Genomic DNA, 18,392 nt, shown 5'->3' with positions numbered 1-18,392 from the left:
GAGGGGTTGGGGGTGGGGGGCGTCGGGTGAAGGGCTCGCCGCTCACCCACGCGCCATTCGCCTGCATCGACGGCGAACGCTCGTTCTGCACGCCCCACACCCCCGGCCCCTCTCCGAGAGAACGTACTCCCGGGAGAGGGGAGAGCCGGCATCGGCGGCTCGTCACATCGACACCCGGAGAGCCTGACATGGCCACCATCGAGCTTCGCGACATCCGCAAGTCCTACGCCGACGTCAAGGTGATCCACGGCATCTCGCTGACGGTGGACGACGGCGCGTTCGTCGTGCTCGTCGGCCCGTCGGGCTGCGGCAAGTCCACGCTGCTGCGCATGATCGCCGGCCTCGAGGAGATCTCGGGCGGCGAGCTCGTCATCGACGGGACCGTCGCCAACCACGAGGGCGCCGCCGATCGCGGGCTCGCCATGGTGTTCCAGTCCTACGCGCTCTACCCGCACATGACCGTCTACCAGAACATGTCCTTCGGGCTCGAGAACACCCGCATGCCCAAGGACGAGATCGACCGGCGGGTGCGCCGGGCGGCGGAGCAGCTGCGCATCACGGACTACCTCAAGCGCCGGCCGAAGGCGCTGTCGGGCGGCCAGCGCCAGCGCGTCGCCATCGGCCGCGCCATCGTGCGCGATCCCAAGGCCTTCCTCTTCGACGAGCCGCTCTCGAACCTCGACGCGGAGCTGCGCGTCGCCATGCGCAAGGAGCTCGCGGCGCTCCACCGCGAGCTCGGCGCGACCATGGTCTACGTCACGCACGACCAGGTCGAGGCGATGACGCTCGCCGACAAGATCGTCGTGCTCAACGCCGGGCGCGTCGAGCAGTCCGGCGCGCCGCTCGATCTCTACAACAAGCCGGCGAACCGGTTCGTGGCGGGCTTCATCGGCTCGCCGAAGATGAACATGCTGGAAGGCGCGCTCGCCGAGCGCGTCGCGGGCGGCCTCGTGATCGCGCTCGATGGCGGGCACCGGCTCGTCCTGCCCTTCGACGCGCCCGGCCTCGCGCCCGGCACGCGGCTCACCGTCGGCGTGCGCCCCGAGCACGTCGACATCGCCGGGCGCGAGGCCTCCGGCGCGCTGCCGGCGAGCGTCGACATCAACGAGCAGCTCGGCGGCGAGACCTACCTCTACTGCACGCTCGCCGGCCAGGAGCAGGTGACCGTCCACCAGCCCGGCCAGCGCGCCGTGCGCCACGGCGATGCGGTCGGCCTGACGGTCCGCACCTCCGGCATCCACCTCTTCGCGCAGGACGGCAGCGTCATCGCCCACGGCGCCGACCACGCGCCGGCGGACGCGCTCGTGGCAGCCGCCGCGCACTGACCTCTCACGACATCCTCCCGGAAGTGCGCCCACCCCACAGGATGCGCCGAACATGAAGCTCCTCGCACGCGCGGACGCGGTCCGCGAGATCCCCCATGGCGTCGAGGTCGAGACCGATCACGGCGCGCGCCTTCGCGTCGTCCTCGCGGGACCCGACCTCGCGCACGTCTCCCTCGTACGCCGCGAAGGCTTCCGCCTCGACCGCACCTGGACGATCGCGCCCAACGGCCTCGAGCCGCCGGACGAGGGCCGCGCCCGCGACGCGCTCGACGGCTTCGCGCCGCCGGCGACACATGTGCGCGACGAGGACGGCGTCGTCACGCTCTCGGGCGGCGACATCGCGGTCGCGATCCGCGCGAACCCGCTCCACCTCGCCTTCCATCGCGACGGCGAGAGCGCGCCGTTCGCCTCCGACCGGCCGAGCGGCGCCTACATGCTCTCGCGGCGCACGAGCGCCTTCGTCCACCACATGGCGCGGCGGCCGTCCGAGCGGCACTACGGCCTCGGCGACAAGGCGGGCTCGGTGGATCGCACCGGCCGGCGCTTCCGCCTCGAGGCGGTGGACCCGTGCGGCTACGACGCCGAGACCTCCGACCCGCTCTACAAGGTCGCGCCGATCCTGATCTGCGACGACCGCGAGACCGGCGTCGCCTACGGAATCCTCTACGACAACCTCGCCGCCGCCGACCTCGACCTCGGCGCGACGATCGACAATTACCACGCGCCATTCCGCAGCTACCGGGCGGAGGACGGCGATCTCGACTACTGGGTCGTGCTCGGCCCCTCCGTGCTCGACGTCGCGCGCAAGGTCGACAAGCTCGTCGGCGGCCAGGCGCTGCCGCCGAAGTGGGCGCTCGGCTTCGGGCTGACCTCCATGAGCATCGCCGACGCGCCGGACGCGGACGCGCGCATCCGCGAGATCATCGCCGATTTCGCCCGCCACGACCTGCCCTGCGACACGTTCCATTTCGGCTCGGGCTACACGCTGCACGGCGGCCGACGCCACACCTTCCGCTGGAACGAGACGAAGTTCCCCGATCCCGCCGGCACGCTGGCGGCGCTGCACGAGGCGGGCCTGCGCACCATCACCAACATCAAGCCCTGCCTCCTCGACGACCACCCGGATTACGGCCCGGCGGCGCAGGCCGGCATCCTGGTGAAGGACGGCGACGGGGCGGACGCCCCGCCCGCGGTCTCGCTGTTCTGGGACGGGCCCGGCGCGCATCTCGACTTCACCAACCCCGACGGCGTCGCCTGGTGGCGTTCGCGCATGCGCGAGCGGCTCCTCGCGATCGGCGTCGACACGGTCTGGAACGACAACAACGAATACGAGATCTGGGACGAGGACGCGCGCTGCGCCGGCTTCGGGAAGCCCTTCGACCTTTCGCTCGCACGCCCGCTCCAGCCGCTGCTCATGACCCGCGCGTCCTTCAGGGAGCAGCAGGAGATCGCGCCGGGCAGGCGCCCCTACGCCATCACCCGCGCGGGCGGCCCGGGCATCGGGCGCTACGGGCAGAGCTGGACGGGCGACAACACCACCGCCTGGAAGACGCTGCGCTGGAACATCGCGCAGGGCCTCTCCATGGGACTGTCCGCCATGGGCAACACGGGCCACGACGTCGGCGGCTTCCTCGGGCCGGAGCCCACGCCGGAGCTGCTCGTGCGCTTCACCGAGATGTGCAGCCTCTGGCCGCGCATGGTGATGAACTCGTGGAAGTCGTCGGGCATCACCACCTTACCCTGGATGTATCCGGAGGTGATCCCGCAGATGCGCGAGGCCCTGCGCCTGCGCTACCGGCTGATGCCCTACCTCTACACCGCCATGTGGCGCGCCGCGCTCGACGGCACGCCGGCGGTGAAGCCGCTCTTCACGCGCTTCCCGCGCGATCCGCTCGTGGCCGAGCGCGACGACCTGTTCCTGCTCGGCGACGACCTGCTCGTCGCGCCCGTCCTCGCCGAGGGCCAGACGCGCCGCGCGGTGCCGCTGCCGGCCGGGACGGCATGGATCGACTTCCATACGGGTGCCAACTTCGAGGGCGGGCGCGAGGTGGAGATCGAGGCGCCGCTCGGGCGGCTTCCCGTGCTGGTGCGCGAGGGGGCGATGATCCCGCTCTCGTGCCAGCTCGGCCGCATCGACCCCGCGCGCGAGACCTGGCGGGGCTTGCGCGTCCATCCGGGCATGGAGCGCGTGTCCGAGGCGGTTCTCTACGAGGACGACGGCGAGACCGCGGATTGGCGTGGGGACGGATCGTGCCGCATCCTGCTCACGATGTGCGTCGACGGCGATTCACTGATCCTCGAAGCGAACCGCGTCGGCGCGTTCCGCCCGGCTTTCGACGCGCTCGAGATCGAGATCGCCGGCGGGCGCGGCTTCCGCGAGATCGTGCTGAACGGGCAGCCGGCGGATCCGAGTGCGCCGCTGCTCCTCGCCGTCGACGCGTGAGGGAGGGCTCGGGATGGCGCCGGCGGTCACCCGGGATGTCGGCAGGCGCGACCGGCTCGTGCGCCGCGTCTACGGCGAGATCCCCCCTCCCCCCGCGAGCCTCGAGTTCGCGAGCCGCCCCTGGCCGGAGGCCGGCGGCGAGATCCTGACGCTGGCGATGTCCCATGGAGGGCGGACGCACAGCGTCGACGCTGCGCTCTTCCTGCCGCAGAGCGCAACGGGCCCCGTGCCCGTGATCGTCGGCCTCTGCTTCACGGGCCCGCTCGGTGCGGTCGATGCGCCGGGCTTTCCCGTCGATCCCCACGCGATCGTCGAAGCGACGAGCGCCGGCTTCCCCGACGGGCGCCTCGACCCCGCCATGCGGGGACGCCACGCCGAGCGCTGGCCGCGCGACCTCTTCGACGGCGCCGGCTGCGGCCTCTTGCTCGCCTGCTACGGCTCCTTCACGCCGGACGATCCGGTCGGAGCGTTCACCCAGGGCATCGCGCCGCTCATGGGCACACCCGAGCGGCCGATGCCGGCTCTCCCCTCTCCCTCGTGGAGAGGGGCCGGGGGTGTGGGGCGTTCAGGACGAGACTCCATCGTCGATGCAGGCGAACGGCACCGGGGGGAACCGCGCGATCGTCACCCGACGCCCCCCACCCCCGACCCCTCCCCACGAGGGGGAGGGGAGCGCGTCTCGAGCAGCAGCGGCATTCGGTCTGGCGAAGATCACTACGCGCCCGGCGCCATCGCCCTGTGGGCGTGGGCCTATTCCCGCCTCGTCGACGCCGCCCTCGCCCGGCCCGAGATCGACCCCGCGCGGATCGTCGTCGCCGGCCATTCCCGCCTCGGCAAGGCGGCGCTCCTCGCCGCCGCCTTCGACACGCGCGTCTCGGGCGTGTTCGCCAACAATTCCGGCTGCCTCGGCGTGCGGCCCTCCGCCATCCGCCGCGGGGAGACGCCGGAGGCGCTGGCGGCGCGCTTCCCGCATTGGGTGACGCCCGCCTTCGCCGCCGATCCGCGCCCGCCCGAGGGGCTCGACCAGCAGGACCTCCTCGCCTCCATCGCCCCGCGGCGCGTCTACGCCGCGAGCGCCGCGGACGACGCCTGGGCAGATCCCGCCGGCGAGCGCGCGGGCCTCGTCGCCGCAACGACCGCCTGGCGCGCGCTCGGCTGCGACGTTCCGGAGATCGACGCCGACGCCCCCCTCGTCCCCGGCGCCGCGTTCGGCGCAGGTCCCATCGGCTGGCACCTGCGCGCCGGCGCCCACGATCTCACCCGCGCCGACTGGGTGCGCGCCCTCCCCCACCTCCTGGAGCCGCCCCGATGACGACGCCCCTCCTCGACGCGGATCGCCTCCTGCCGATCGCCGAGCCCGCGCGCAGCCTCGCCCGCGAGCTCTACGCGCGGGTGCGCGACCTCCCCCTCGTCTGCCCGCACGGCCACACCGACCCGGCCTGGTTCGCGACGAACGAGCCCTTCCGCGACGCGGCCGAGCTGCTGCTCTGGCCAGACCACTACCTCATCCGGATGCTCCAGAGCCGCGGCGTGCCCTACGAGGCGCTCGGCATCGCGCCCAGGCGCGACCGCGGCATCCCGGTCGCCACGCCGCGGGAGGGTTGGCGCACCTTCGCGGCGCACTACGACCTCTTCCGCGGCACGCCCTCGCGGCTGTGGCTCGACCACGCCCTCCACGAGGTGCTCGGCCTGGAGAGGCGGCTGTCCGCGGAGACCGCCGACTGGGCCTACGACGCGATCAACGAGCGGCTGGCGGACGACGCCTTCCGCCCGCGGGAGCTCTACGAGCGCTTCGGCATCGAGGTGCTGGCCACGACCGACGCCGCCACCGACACGCTCGACCACCATCGCGCCATTCGCGACAGCGGCTGGGGCGGGCGCGTCATCCCCACCTTCCGCCCCGACGCCGTCACCGATCCCGAGCACGAGGCGTTCCAGGCCTCGATGGCTGAGCTGAGGCGGCTCACCGGTGCGGACGTCTCGCGCTGGGGCGACTACCTCGACGCGCTGCGTCAGCGCCGCGCCGTCTTCGCCGATCTGGGCGCGACCGCGACCGACCACGGCCCGCCCTCGGCCATGACCGCGGACCTCGACGAGGAGGCCTGCCAGAAGCTGCTCGCCGGCGCGCTCGCGGGCGCGCTGACGCCCGAGAACGCCGCGCGCTTTCGGGCGCAGATGCTCACCGAGATGGCGGGCATGTCGGCGCAGGACGGGCTCGTCATGCAGATCCACGCGGGCTCCTGGCGCAACCACGCCGGCGCGATCTTCGACGCGTTCGGGCGCGACCGCGGCTTCGACATGCCGCTGAAGGTCGACTGGACCGGCGGCCTCCACGCGCTCCTCGAGCGCCACGGCTTCGCCGAACGGCTGAGGATCATCCTCTTCACGCTGGACGAGACGACGCTGACCCGCGAGATCGCGCCGCTGGCCGGCGCCTATCCCTCGCTGCTGATCGGCCCGGCCTGGTGGTTCTTCGACGCGCCCGAGGGCATGCGCAGGCACCGCCGGCTCGTGACGGAGACCGCCGGCTTCTACAATCACGCGGGCTTCAACGACGACACACGCGCGCTGCTCTCGCTGCCGGCGCGCCACGACATGTCCCGGCGCATCGAATGCGGGCTCCTCGCCGAGATGGTCTGCGAGGGCGTCCTCCACCGCGAGGAGGCGGAGCCGCTCGCCGAGGAGATGGCGGTCGGCCTCGCGCGGCGCGCCTATAATCTCCAAGCTGTTTCAATCGATTGAAGATCGGACTTCATCCATGCTCGAAAGCTGGCGCTGGTTCGGCCCCACCGACGTCGTGAACCTGACCGACATCGCCCAGGCGGGCGCGACGGGGATCGTGAGCGCGCTCCACCACGTCCCCACCGGCGTCGCCTGGTCGGACGCGGAAATCGCCGCGCGCAAGGCGATGATCGAGACGCATCCCGACGGGCGACCCACGGGGCTGCACTGGGCCGTCGTCGAGAGCGTGCCGGTGTCCGAGGACATCAAGACGCGGACGGGCGACTGGCGCGCGCATCTGGAGGCGTACCGGCAGACGCTGGCGGCGCTGGGCCGCGCCGGCATCGGCATCGTCTGCTACAACTTCATGCCGGTGCTCGACTGGACGCGCACCGATCTCGCCCGCGCGACGCCGACGGGTGCCACCGCCATGGTGTTCGACGCGATCGACTTCGCCGCCTTCGACCTTCATCTCCTCGCCCGCGCGGGCGCCGCCGAGGACTATCCGGAGGCGATCCGCGAGGAGGCCGCGCGGCGGTTCGCCGGCATGAGCGAGGACGCCACGCGCGCGCTCGTCGACAACGTGCTCGCCGGCCTTCCCGGCGCCGCCGAGCACTGGGACGTGGACGGCGTGCGCGCGCATCTGTCCCGCTATGCCGGCATCGGGCCGGAGCGGCTGCGGGCGAACTTCCTCGCCTTCCTGGAGGCGGTCGTGCCGGCCGCGGAGGAGGCCGGCGTGCGGCTGTGCTGCCACCCGGACGACCCGCCCTTCCCCCTGCTCGGCCTGCCGCGCATCGTCTCGACCCTCGACGACTACCAGGCGATGCTCGCCGCCGTCGACAGCCCAGCGAACGGCGTGACGTTCTGCACGGGCTCGCTCGGCGCGCGGGCGGACAACGACGTGCCGGCGATGGCCCGCGCGCTCGCGCCCCGCATCGTCTTCGCGCACCTGCGCAACGTCGCCCGCGCGCCGGACGGCTCCTTCGCCGAGGTGAACCACCTCGAGGGCGACGTCGACATGGTCGCGGTCATCGCGGCGCTCCTCGACGAGGAGGCGCGCCGGCGCGCGGCCGGAGACCCGCACCCGGTCATCCCGATGCGCCCGGACCACGGCCACGTGATGCTCGACGACTTCAAGCGCCCGAGCCAGCCGGGCTACCCGGCGATCGGGCGCCTGCGCGGGCTCGCCGAGCTGCGCGGGGTGGCGACGGCGCTGAGCCATGGAGGAACGCGATGACGAGGCTGACCGAAGCGGCGCTCGCCATGCTTCCCGCATCCGTCGCGAAGCCGGCCTACGACCGTGCCGCGCACGGCTTCGGCATCGTGCATCTGGGCGTCGGCGCCTTCCACAAGGCGCACCAGGCGGTCTACACCGACGACGCGCTCGCCGCCGCCGGCGGGGATTGGCGCATCGCCGGTATCGGCCTGCGCCGACCCGACGCCGAGGAGGCGCTCGCGCCGCAGGACGCGCTCTACACGCTGATCGAGCGCGGCCCCGACGGCCCGCGCGCGCGGGTGATCGGCGCCCTCGCCGAGGTGATCACAGCGCCGCGCGACCCGCGACGCACCCGCGCGCTCCTGACCGCGCCGCAGACGCGGATCGTGAGCCTCACCGTCACCGAGAAGGCCTACGGCCTCGATCCGGCGACCGGCGGGCTCGACGCCGCGCGCCCGGACATCGCGGCCGACCTGGCGTCACCGGATGCGCCGGCCACCGCGGTGGGCTGGATCGTCCACGCATTGGCGCTGCGGCGCGCCGCGGGGCTCGCGCCGTTCACGCCGCTGTCCTGCGACAACCTCCCGGAGAACGGCGCCGTCCTCGGCCGGCTCGTTCGGGAGTTCGCCGCGCGCGTCGATCCGGAGCTGGCCGCCTTCATCGCCGCCGAGGTGCCCTTCCCCTCGACCATGGTCGACCGGATCACGCCCGCCGCGACCGAGGAGACGTTCGCGGAGGCGCGCCGCCTCACCGGCTTCGAGGACGAGGCCGCGACCGAGACCGAGCCGTTCACGCAATGGGTGATCGAGGACCGCTTCGTGGCCGGGCGCCCGGCCTGGCAGGAAGCGGGCGCCATCTTGGCCGCGGACGTGCGGCCCTACGAGGCGATGAAGCTGCGCCTCCTCAACGGCGCGCACTCGCTGATCGCCTATGCCGGCGCGGTCGCCGGGCTCGCCCACGTGCGCGACGTGATGGAGCAGGAGGTCCTCGCCGCCCTCGTCGCCGCGCATCAGGATGCGGTGGCACGCACGCTCGCGCCGGTGCCGGGTATCGACCTCGACGCCTACCAGCGCGACCTGCGCGCGCGCTTCGCCAACCCGGCGATGGCGCATCGCACGGTGCAGATCGCCATGGACGGCTCGCAGAAGCTCCCGCCGCGCCTCGTCGAGCCCGCGCTCGAGGCGCTGGAGCATGGCCTGCCCTGGCGCACCTGCGCCTTCGCGATCGCCGCCTGGATGCGGTTCCTGGAGGGCCGCGACGAGGCCGGCGCGGAGCTGCCGCTCTCCGATCCCCTCGCCGAGACCCTGCGCGCGACGCTCGCCGCCGCAGGCTCGGACCCCGGGGACCGCGCCCGTGCGCTCCTCGCGCTCGAGGCGATCTTCCCGCCGGCGCTCGCCCGGCACGAGGCGTTCGCGCGCACCATCGCCGACGACGTCGCGCGCATCACACGCGCCGGCATGCTCCCCGCCGCCCGCGCGGTGCTCGAGGGCTGAACGTGCAACGCGTCCTCCCCAGCGGGGAGGAGGCGGCCGTGCCCCATCAGAACGCCACCGCCCTCGGCTCGCGGCGGCGCATCAGCTGGGGCGTGCCGATCGTCGGGGTCACGCCCTCGCGCATCGCGAGGCGCCGCAGCGGCCCGATCGCGGAGAGCGCATGGAGGCCCGCGCCTCGCAGGAAGTCCGCCGGGAGGATGCCGGCCAGCAGCGTGCGGTTGAGCATGTCGACGCCCATCGTGCGCGTGCGCACGTCGAGCGCGCGGGAGCGCTCGTAGGCCGCGAGCGCCGCCCGCGCGCCGGGGTCCTGCGCCCCGCGCACGACGACCGCGTCCCGCAGCGAAGCGACGTCGCGAAGCCCGAGATTGAGGCCCTGCGCGCCGATCGGCGGGAAGACGTGCGCCGTCTCGCCCACGAGCGCGAGCCGGTCCGCCGTGTAGCGCTGGACGGACATGCCCGTCATCGGCACGACGCCGCGCGGCCCGTCGACCCGCATCGCACCGAGCAGGGAGCGAGCCTGCCGCTCGACCGCGCGCGCGAGCGCGTCGTCGTCGAGGGCCGCGAGCGCCTCCGCCTTCTCCGGCGCGGTGACCCAGACGAGGCTCGAGCGGCGTCCCGGCAGCGGGACCAGCGTGAACGGGCCGTGGCGGGTGTGGAACTCGGTCGAGACGTCGCGATGGTCGCGCTCGTGGGCGAGGATCGTGGTGAGCGCCTCCTGGGGATAGGCCCAGGTGCGCGTGCGGATGCCGGCGTCCTCGCGCAGCCTCGAGCCGCGCCCGTCGGCAGCGACGACGAGCGAGGCCAGCAGCAGGCTCCCGTCCGCCAGCCGCACGGCCCGGCGGGCCATGGGGTCTCCCGAGTCGCCGGCCTCGGCCGCGTCCTCGCCCGGAGCGAGAACCTCCTGCACGCCCCCGAGCCCCATCGACGCCACGGGGAAATGCACGATCCCCGGCACCTCGCCGACGGCCTCCGCCAGCCGCTCGACGAGCGAGGCGTTCTCGACGTTCCAGCCGAAGGCGTCGAGGTCGATCTCCCGGGCCTTGAAGTCCACGGTGGGCGCGCGGAAGAGGTTGTCGGTCGCGTCGACGAGCCGCATCGTCTCGAGCGGCGCGGCGTCCGCCGCGATCGCGTCCCAGACGCCGAGCGCCTCGAGGAAGCTGACCGAGCCGTCGAGCAGCGCCACGGTGCGCCCGTCGCGCGCCGCCCGCACCTCCCCCACCAGCGCCGTCGAGAAGCCCTCCCGGGCGAAGGCGAGCGCCGCGGCGAGCCCCGCCGCACCCGCGCCGACGACGACGACGTCGAAGGTCCTGTCCGTCATGTCCCGCTCCTCGCTGCCGTATCCCGTCGCGGCGATGCCTGCGACGACTATGTAGCGCGCCGCGTACACCATGGCGATTGATACGCGTCAACGCGCCCCGGCGGCGGTTTCGCTAGGCTGCGTGCGTGCTATGATGCATTGCGTCCCGTCGCGTACCCGAGATCGCAGAGACCCGCCGTGAGCCGATCCGCCGATCCCGCCTCCGCCTCACTCTCCCGCCCGTGGGAGCGCCCGGTCCCGGTCGCCCTCTTCTCGATCGGGACGCTCACCCTCGTCGGCTGGGCCATCCTCTTCTTCGAGGCGATCCGCCGCGGGGGCGGCGCGGACGCGTTCCTGGAGGCGCTGTGCACCCCCGCCGCCGTGCTCGAGGCGCCGAGCCTCGCCGGCGCGCTCGCGGCGCTCGGCGTGTCCATCGCGATGTGGATCGCCATGAGCGTGGCGATGATGCTGCCCACGGCGAGCGCGCTCCTCGTCGGATACGCCGAGAAGGCCGAGGCTGCGCGCGCCGCCGGCCGCCCCGCGGTCTCTCCCATGGTCGTGGGCGCGGGATACCTCGCCGTGTGGGTGGCGCTCTCGATCCTCGTCGCGCTCCTGCAGACGGGCGTCTCCATCGGCTTCGCCGCCGCGGAGCTGCCGGAGCGGCTCGCGGGCGTGCTCGGCGGCGCGGCGCTCGGGGCGGCGGGGCTCTACCAGTTCACGGCCTTCAAGCTCTCCTGCCTCGTCGCCGTCGGCGCGCCCTTCCGCGCCCGACCCGAGGGCTGGCTCGCCAGCCCGCGCGCGGTCTTCCGGCTCGGCGTCGAGCAGGGCGTGCGCTGCGTCGGCTGCTGCTGGGCGATGATGGCGGTGCTCGTCTTGCTCGGCGCCATGAACCTCGTCTGGATGGCGGTGTTCTCGGCGATCATGGCCGCCGAGAAGCTCGTCGCGACGCCGCGCGCGGCGCAGATCGTCGGCGCGGGGCTGCTCGCCGCGGGGCTCGCGCTGTCGGTAGAGGCGATCGGGCTGGCGCCCATCGCGGCGTACCTGGCACGTTGACGGAACCTGGGGCGGGCGGCGACACCGCTCGCCAGGAAAAGCCGGACGGCCCCACCGCCCGCGCGAAGCGCGGACTCCTCCCCTGCGGGGAGGAAGCGCGGCGGCGCGGGTCGACCTTCCGGTGGATGACTGCCGCGGCGGTGCCCGCTGAGGCCTTGCCGCGCTTGCGATTTGCGGCGCGAGCGGCCATCTAGGAGGTTGATTTCCTCGCGGATTCGGGAGCGCCCCGCGCCCCCGCCGACGCGCCGCGGGGTCCCGTCGCTTCGAGAGCGCGCCGCACGAGAGAAGGTCGCCAGTGGCCGATAACGATCCCAGCACCCCCGGGGGCGAGCCGCCGCCGCCCGGCGCCGACGTCAAGCCCGTCTCCATCATCGAGGAGATGAAGAAGTCCTATCTCGATTACGCGATGAGCGTGATCGTGAGCCGCGCGCTGCCCGACGTGCGCGACGGGCTCAAGCCGGTGCATCGGCGCATCCTCTTCGCCATGCACGAGGCGGGCATCTTCCCGGAGCGTCCCTACGTGAAGTGCGCGCGCGTCGTCGGCGACGTGATGGGCAAGTACCACCCGCACGGCGACCAGGCGATCTACGACGCCCTCGTGCGCATGGCGCAGACCTTCTCGATGCGCCTTCCGCTGATCGACGGCCAGGGCAATTTCGGCTCGGTCGACGGCGACCCGGCGGCGGCCATGCGCTACACCGAGTGCCGGCTCGCCAAACCCGCGATGGCGCTCCTCGACGACATCGACAAGGAGACCGTCGACTTCGGCGACAACTACGACGGCAAGGAGAAGGAGCCGCTGGTCCTGCCGGCGCGTTTCCCGAACCTCCTCGTCAACGGCGCCGGCGGCATCGCGGTCGGCATGGCCACCAACATCCCGCCGCACAATCTCGGCGAGGTGATCGACGCCTGCCTCGCCTACATCGACGACCCGGCGATCACCGTGGACGACCTCATCGGCATCGTGCCGGGGCCGGACTTCCCGACCGGCGGCCTGATCATCGGCCGCGCCGGCGCGCGCTCGGCCTACCACACGGGCCGCGGCTCGGTGATCATGCGCGCACGCGCAGAGGTGGAGGAGATCCGCAAGGACCGCGAGGCGATCGTCGTCACCGAGATCCCCTACCAGGTGAACAAGTCGGCGCTGATCGAGCGCATCGCCGACCTCGTGCGCGAGAAGCGCATCGAGGGCATCTCGGACCTGCGCGACGAATCCGATCGCCAGGGCATGCGCATCGTCGTCGAGCTCAAGCGCGACGCGGTGGCGGACGTGGTGCTCAACCAGCTCTACCGCTACACGCCGCTCCAGACGTCCTTCGGCTGCAACCTCGTGGCGCTGAACGGCGGGCGTCCCGAGACGCTGAACCTCAAGGACATGATCCGCGCCTTCGTCGATTTCCGCGAGGAGGTCGTCTCGCGGCGCACGAAGTACCTGCTCGGCAAGGCCCGCGACCGCGCCCACGTGCTGTGCGGCCTCGCCATCGCGGTCGCCAACATCGACGAGGTCATCCGCCTCATCCGCACCTCGCCGGACCCGAACACGGCTCGCGAGGCCTTGATGGGCCGCGACTGGCCGGCCCACGACATCGCGCCGCTGATCGCGCTCGTCGACGACCCGCGCCACCGCGTGGCGGAGGACGGCACCTACCGGCTCTCCGAGGTCCAGGCCCGCGCCATCCTCGACCTGCGCCTGCAGCGCCTCACGGCGCTCGGCCGCGACGAGATCGGCGACGAGCTCAAGAAGCTCGCCGACGAGATCCGCGACTATCTCGAGATCCTGTCCTCGCGCGTGCGCATCTTCGGCATCATCCGCGACGAGCTCGCCGCCGCGAAGGCGGAGTTCGCGACACCGCGCAAGACCGAGATCATGGAGGCCGAAGGCGAGTTCGACGTCGAGGACCTGATCGCCCGGGAGGACATGGTCGTTACCGTGTCGCACATGGGCTACATCAAGCGCGTGCCGCTCTCGACCTACCGGGCCCAGCGCCGTGGCGGCAAGGGCCGCTCGGGCATGGCGACGCGCGAGGAGGATTTCGTCTCGCGCCTCTTCGTGGCGAGCACGCACACGCCGGTGCTGTTCTTCTCCTCCCGCGGCCAGGTCTACAAGGAGAAGGTCTGGCGGCTCCCCGTCGGCGCGCCCAACGCCCGCGGCAAGGCGCTCATCAACATGCTCCCCCTGGTCGAGGGCGAGCGCATGACGACGATCATGCCGCTGCCGGAGGACGAGGACACCTGGGAGCGCTACGACGTGATGTTCGCGACCGCGAACGGCAACGTGCGGCGCAACAAGCTCTCCGACTTCGTGCAGGTGAACCGCGCCGGCAAGATCGCCATGAAGCTCGACGAAGGCGACGCCATCGTCGACGTGCAGGTCTGCTCGGTCGACGACGACGTGCTGCTGACCACCGCGAAGGGCCAGTGCATCCGCTTCAGCGTGCCGGACGTGCGCGTCTTCAAGGGCCGCGACTCGACCGGTGTGCGCGGCATCACGCTGGCGAAGGACGACACGGTGATCTCGCTGGCTATCCTGCGCCACGTGGACGCGAGCGCGGAGGAGCGGCAGGCCTACCTGCGCTACGCCTCCGCGATGCGCCGTGCCACCGGCGCCGAGCTCTCCGCCGAGGAGGCTCCGGCGAGCGGCGCCGACGCCGAGGAGACCACGGCGGACGTCGAGCTCGGGCAGGAGCGCTATGCCGAGATGGGGGCGCAGGAGCAGTTCGTGCTCACCCTCACCGAGAACGGCTACGGCAAGCGCTCGTCGGCCTACGAGTACCGGGTGACGAACCGCGGCGGCAAGGGCATCACCGCGATGGTGACCAACGCCCGCAACGGCAAGCTCGTCTCCTCCTTCCCCGTCGAGGGCTACGACCAGGTGATGCTGATCACCGATCGCGGCCAGACGATCCGCGTCCCCGTCGACGGCATCCGCATCGCCGGGCGCTCGACGCAGGGCGTCATCGTGTTCGACACGGCGGAGGACGAGCACGTCGTCTCCGTCGAGCACATCGCCGGCGGCGCCGAGAGCGAGGTCGTCGAGGGCGAGGCCGGGAGCGAGGACGGGGGCAACGGCGGCGCGGCCGACGGTGCTCCCGGCCCGGACGAGACGCCTCCTCAGGCGTGAGGCGCGCCTTCGGGCATCGACGAACCCGGCATGCACGCACCCCGCGGCCTTCGGCTCGCGGGGTGTTCTACATTGCTACTTATCGCCTACGTAAATGATCTATACACATAATAAATGCGTCTATATTATCTTATCGCCTTTTCAGCATGGGAAGCGCAGATGTCGGACGTGGACGCCGTGTCGAGGGCGGACCGCAGCCCCGAGGGTGGCCGCGGTGAGACGAGCGGAGACGAGGAGGCGTTCCGCAGGGAGACGGCACGCGCGCGCGACGGCGGTCCCGATCCCGCGGACGGCGAGCCGCCCGAGCCGCCGCCGACACCACGGGTCGACCGCATGCCGCCCGGCCACGACGACGCCGGAGAGACCGGGCCGCGGCAGCCGTCCTCGAACGGCGTCCCCCCCGGGCTGCCGCGACCCGAGCCGAAACCCGAGACCGTCGCGCAGCCCGACCCCGAGCCGGCCCCCGTCGCGTCCCCGTCCATGCCGGCCGACGCGGCGGCCGCGCTGCGTGCGCAGATCGAGGAGCTGCGCCGCCGCCATCCCCATCTCGACATTCCCGACCTCGGCGCGCCACTCCCCGGCCGGCACGGCCCGCCGGACCCGCCGGGATACCTCGACCCGCGCACCGTCTGCCTCGTCCCGCCGCGGCCGAGCTGGGAGGCGCCGCCCCGGCCGAGCTGGGAGGCGTGGCGGCCGGAGCGGGAGGCCGAGCCGCAGGCTGCGCTCTGGGAGAGGATCCAGGAGGCGGTGCTCGATCCCGTCGGTGAGGCGCTGTCCTTGCTGCGGCCGACGAGCTGGACCGTGAGCTGGTCCCTCCCCCCGGACCATCCGATCGCTGCCGAGACGACCGTGAGCACGCCCTGGCAGGGCGGGCCGCAGCAGGTCGGCTGGTCCTTCGGCCCCGGCGACGACGGCACGAGCGCGCGCGACACGACGAGCCCCATCCCCGAGGACCTGCGCGGGCGCGCGAGCAGCGGCGCGGTGAGCGTCGACACGAGCCGCGTCTTGGCCTGGGCGACGGGCGACGCCCCGTTCCTCGGCGCGAGCGGCGTCGTCACCCGCATCGATGCCGGCCACAGCGTCGATGCCGGCGTCGCGATTCCCGGGCTGCACGGCTTCGACGGGCGCCTCGGCCTCGCCGACATCGGCCTCTCCGTCGAGGGCGGCACGGACTTCGCCGCGGGGGAGCAGGTGTACGGCCTCACGCTATCGGTCTCAGCCCGCGCCGACGACCTGCTCGCGGGGGCGGTGATGGGCGTCGGCGGCGTGCTCGCGGCGATCCCACCGACGTTCCATCTGGGCCTTGGAACGCTGCTCGTCGGCAACCGCATCGATCGTCTGGGCGATCGGATCGAGGAGCGCACCGGCATGGTGTCCTTCGGGCTCGAATGGACCGCGGAGGTGCGCGTCGGCCGCGACGACGGCACGGGCGCTCCCACGGTCGAGGCGACCCTGAACGGCGCGCCCGCGCCCGTCCTCGCGGACGCCATCGCGACCGACCAGGCCGATCCGCTCCTGCCCGACCGGCATCCCTTCGTGAGCCTCGCCGCGCGCACCGTCGTGGAGACGCTCGACGCCGTCGCGGAGGCCACGGGCCTGCCGCGCGCGACGGACGTGCACGACGCCCTTCCCGAGGTCGTGCAGGACGCGATCCCGCTCGCCGTCGACGACGTCTTCGCCGCGCATGCGGCGGCCGAGGCGGCGGCGCGCGACGCCTTCACCGCGCCGGGCGCCGACTGGATCCCGGGCGTGCCCGAGATCGGCGACGGGATCTATCTCGCGACGCTCGAGGAGGAGCTCGAGGCGCGGCTCGGCCCGCGTGCGGCCGCCACGGGCCTCGCCTGGCTCGCCAGCGAGGAAGGACAGGAGCTGCTCCGGCAGGTGCTGCTCGGCTGGATGTCGGGGGCAACGCCGGAGCCGGCGCGCCCGTGAGCGGCACGACGAGCCCTCGCCGGGGGTCGCCCTGCGGCGCTGGCCAGCCGTCCGGAACATGCATGTCGGATCGCGTGCGCGGTGGGACCGGGCGACGCCGCCTGCGCCCTTGCCGTCCCCCGCCCTTTTCGGCTAACGCTTGCGGCCATGCCGCCCGCCGCCCTCCGCACCGCCCTCTATACCGGCTCCTTCGACCCCGTGACCAACGGGCACGCCGACGTCATCGCGCAGGGCGCGGCGCTGGCGGACCGGATCGTCATCGCCATCGGCGTGCACCCGGGCAAGACGCCGCTGTTCACGCCCGACGAGAAGGCCGATCTGCTGCGCGCCACCTGCGCGGGGCTCTCGCTGCGGGCCGAGGTCGAGATCGTCACCTTCGACGGGCTCGCCGTGGACGCCGCCCGCCGGGCGGGCGCGACGATCATCCTGCGCGGCCTGCGGGACGCGACGGATTTCGACTACGAGATGCAGATGGCGGGCATGAACGGCGCGATGGCGCCGGAGATCCGCACCGTCTTCCTGCCCGCCTCCGGGCCGACCCGCCACATCTCCGGCACGTTGGTGCGCCAGATCGCGAAGATGGGCGGCGACGTCGCCCCCTTCGTGCCGGCGCCCGTCGCGGCGGCCCTGAAGGCCAAGCTCGCTTGACGCCGCGCCCGACCCGCGGCTCCCACCTGGAGACATCGATGAAGACGCTTCTCGCCGCCTTCGCCCTCCTGCTCGCCGCCGTGCTGCCGGCCGCGGCTCAGGAGAATACCCTGGTCATGGGGACACCCCATGGAGAGGTCGTGCTCGAGCTGCGCCCGGACCTCGCGCCGCAGCACGCCGAGCGGCTGCGCACGCTGACGGAGCAGGGTTTCTACGACGACGTGCCGTTCCACCGCGTGATCGCGGGCTTCATGGCCCAGACCGGCGACCCGACGGGCACGGGCATGGGCGGATCGGAGCTGCCGGACCTCGCCGCCGAGTTCACGAACACGCCCTTCCGGCGCGGCTCGATCGGCATGGCGCGCTCGCAGAGCCCGAACTCGGCCAACAGCCAGTTCTTCATCGTCTACGACCGCGCCGAATGGCTCGACGGGCAGTACACCTATGTCGGCGACGTCGTCTCCGGCATGGAGGCGATCGATGCGCTCGCCAAGGGCGTCGACCGGTCGGGCGTGGTCCCCAACCCCGACCGCATCGTCTCGATGCGCGTCGGCGGGTGACGCAGCAGGCTTTCCCCAGCAACACCGAACCAACCAAAGGAGGGCCCGATGGCCGATCCCGAGAACACGATCCTGATGGAGACGACCAAGGGCCGCATCGTCATCGAGCTGCGCCCGGACCTCGCGCCGAGCCACGTCGAGCGGATCAAGACGCTGGCGCGCCAGGGCTTCTACGACGGCGTCGCCTTCCATCGCGTGATCGAGGGCTTCATGGCCCAGACCGGCTGCCCCAACGGCACGGGCACCGGCGGCTCCGACCTGCCCGACCTCAAGGCGGAGTTCAACGCCGAGCCGCACGTGCGCGGCACCTGCTCGATGGCCCGCACCTCGGCGCCGCACTCGGCCAACAGCCAGTTCTTCATCTGCTTCGGCGACGCCCGCTTCCTCGACAAGCAGTACACCGTCTGGGGCAAGGTCACCGAGGGCATGGAGAACGTCGACCAGATCAAGCGCGGCGAGCCCGTGCGCGACCCCGACCGCATCGTCTCGATGAAGGTCGCGGCGGACGCCTGAGGCGGGCCGCAGACGCGGCCGACGCCGGCAATCGGTGAATGCACGCCGCCGCCGTTCTCCCCTCCCACTC

General features: G+C 72.8%; 13 protein-coding genes. 12 read left to right on the top strand and 1 reads right to left on the bottom strand.

The genetic code is table 11. The features are described from left to right. The first annotated feature begins 188 nt into the window (after positions 1-188). From ACTZWW_RS02555 to ACTZWW_RS02530, 6 genes are read left to right on the top strand one after another with little or no spacing between them, the layout of a single operon-like run. The gene (locus tag ACTZWW_RS02555; RefSeq protein ID WP_444779364.1) at positions 189-1,325 is read left to right on the top strand and encodes an ABC transporter ATP-binding protein; all 1,137 of its coding nucleotides are present in this window, start codon (positions 189-191) and stop codon (positions 1,323-1,325) included. Between the two features lie 52 nt (positions 1,326-1,377). Continuing rightward, complete coding sequence (locus tag ACTZWW_RS02550) at positions 1,378-3,768, top strand: glycoside hydrolase family 31 protein (RefSeq protein ID WP_444779363.1); 2,391 nt, start codon at positions 1,378-1,380, stop codon at positions 3,766-3,768. A gap of 13 nt (positions 3,769-3,781) precedes the next feature. Further along, positions 3,782-5,080 (top strand): glucuronyl esterase domain-containing protein, encoded by a 1,299-nt coding sequence (locus ACTZWW_RS02545; protein ID WP_444779362.1) that lies wholly within the window; start codon positions 3,782-3,784, stop codon positions 5,078-5,080. Next, positions 5,077-6,510, top strand: coding sequence for a glucuronate isomerase (gene uxaC, locus ACTZWW_RS02540; RefSeq protein WP_444779361.1), 1,434 nt, complete (start codon positions 5,077-5,079; stop codon positions 6,508-6,510). The genes ACTZWW_RS02545 and uxaC overlap by 4 nt, the downstream gene beginning before the upstream one ends. Positions 6,511-6,526: 16 nt before the next feature. Then, positions 6,527-7,726, top strand: coding sequence for a mannonate dehydratase (uxuA, locus tag ACTZWW_RS02535; protein WP_444779360.1), 1,200 nt, complete (start codon positions 6,527-6,529; stop codon positions 7,724-7,726). After that, complete coding sequence (locus ACTZWW_RS02530) at positions 7,723-9,198, top strand: mannitol dehydrogenase family protein (RefSeq protein WP_444779359.1); 1,476 nt, start codon at positions 7,723-7,725, stop codon at positions 9,196-9,198. Before uxuA ends, ACTZWW_RS02530 begins: the two co-directional genes overlap by 4 nt. Positions 9,199-9,244: 46 nt before the next feature. Here the strand turns inward: ACTZWW_RS02530 and ACTZWW_RS02525 are convergent, their stop codons facing one another. After that, on the bottom strand, positions 9,245-10,516 hold the full coding sequence (locus tag ACTZWW_RS02525; RefSeq protein WP_444779358.1) for a UbiH/UbiF family hydroxylase: 1,272 nt from the start codon (positions 10,514-10,516) through the stop codon (positions 9,245-9,247). Positions 10,517-10,693: 177 nt separating this feature from the next. Between ACTZWW_RS02525 and ACTZWW_RS02520 the strand changes: the two genes are divergently transcribed. The 6 genes from ACTZWW_RS02520 to ACTZWW_RS02495 all read left to right on the top strand — a co-directional run bounded on the left by ACTZWW_RS02520 (position 10,694) and on the right by ACTZWW_RS02495 (position 18,322). Further along, a complete protein-coding gene (locus tag ACTZWW_RS02520; RefSeq protein WP_444779357.1) occupies positions 10,694-11,548 on the top strand; it encodes a copper chaperone in 855 nt (284 codons plus the stop codon). 295 nt (positions 11,549-11,843) lie between these two features. Continuing rightward, entirely contained in the window at positions 11,844-14,669 is a 2,826-nt protein-coding gene (gyrA, locus tag ACTZWW_RS02515) for a DNA gyrase subunit A (protein WP_444779356.1), read from the top strand. Positions 14,670-14,828: 159 nt separating this feature from the next. After that, complete coding sequence (locus ACTZWW_RS02510) at positions 14,829-16,601, top strand: hypothetical protein (RefSeq protein ID WP_444779355.1); 1,773 nt, start codon at positions 14,829-14,831, stop codon at positions 16,599-16,601. A gap of 147 nt (positions 16,602-16,748) precedes the next feature. Further along, a complete protein-coding gene (gene coaD / locus ACTZWW_RS02505; protein WP_444779354.1) occupies positions 16,749-17,249 on the top strand; it encodes a pantetheine-phosphate adenylyltransferase in 501 nt (166 codons plus the stop codon). Positions 17,250-17,287: 38 nt separating this feature from the next. Next, the gene (locus tag ACTZWW_RS02500; RefSeq protein WP_444779353.1) at positions 17,288-17,809 is read left to right on the top strand and encodes a peptidylprolyl isomerase; all 522 of its coding nucleotides are present in this window, start codon (positions 17,288-17,290) and stop codon (positions 17,807-17,809) included. Positions 17,810-17,857: 48 nt separating this feature from the next. Further along, entirely contained in the window at positions 17,858-18,322 is a 465-nt protein-coding gene (locus ACTZWW_RS02495; protein ID WP_444779352.1) for a peptidylprolyl isomerase, read from the top strand. Positions 18,323-18,392 lie beyond the last annotated feature (70 nt).

The organism is Salinarimonas sp. NSM, assembly GCF_052380005.1.
Classification (GTDB): Bacteria; Pseudomonadota; Alphaproteobacteria; order Rhizobiales; family Beijerinckiaceae; genus Salinarimonas.
The sequence above is the reverse complement of the archived record's forward strand: the minus strand, read 5'-3'. Positions and strand labels throughout refer to the sequence as shown.

Coding starts and splice junctions, on each gene's coding strand:
- ACTZWW_RS02550 (WP_444779363.1), top strand. CDS start 1,378: ATGAAGCTCCTCGCACGCGCGGACGCGGTCCGCGAGATCCCCCATGGC.
- ACTZWW_RS02545 (WP_444779362.1), top strand. CDS start 3,782: ATGGCGCCGGCGGTCACCCGGGATGTCGGCAGGCGCGACCGGCTCGTG.
- ACTZWW_RS02555 (WP_444779364.1), top strand. CDS start 189: ATGGCCACCATCGAGCTTCGCGACATCCGCAAGTCCTACGCCGACGTC.
- coaD (WP_444779354.1), top strand. CDS start 16,749: ATGCCGCCCGCCGCCCTCCGCACCGCCCTCTATACCGGCTCCTTCGAC.
- ACTZWW_RS02525 (WP_444779358.1), bottom strand. CDS start 10,516: ATGACGGACAGGACCTTCGACGTCGTCGTCGTCGGCGCGGGTGCGGCG.
- uxuA (WP_444779360.1), top strand. CDS start 6,527: ATGCTCGAAAGCTGGCGCTGGTTCGGCCCCACCGACGTCGTGAACCTG.
- uxaC (WP_444779361.1), top strand. CDS start 5,077: ATGACGACGCCCCTCCTCGACGCGGATCGCCTCCTGCCGATCGCCGAG.
- ACTZWW_RS02495 (WP_444779352.1), top strand. CDS start 17,858: ATGGCCGATCCCGAGAACACGATCCTGATGGAGACGACCAAGGGCCGC.
- ACTZWW_RS02510 (WP_444779355.1), top strand. CDS start 14,829: ATGTCGGACGTGGACGCCGTGTCGAGGGCGGACCGCAGCCCCGAGGGT.
- ACTZWW_RS02500 (WP_444779353.1), top strand. CDS start 17,288: ATGAAGACGCTTCTCGCCGCCTTCGCCCTCCTGCTCGCCGCCGTGCTG.
- ACTZWW_RS02530 (WP_444779359.1), top strand. CDS start 7,723: ATGACGAGGCTGACCGAAGCGGCGCTCGCCATGCTTCCCGCATCCGTC.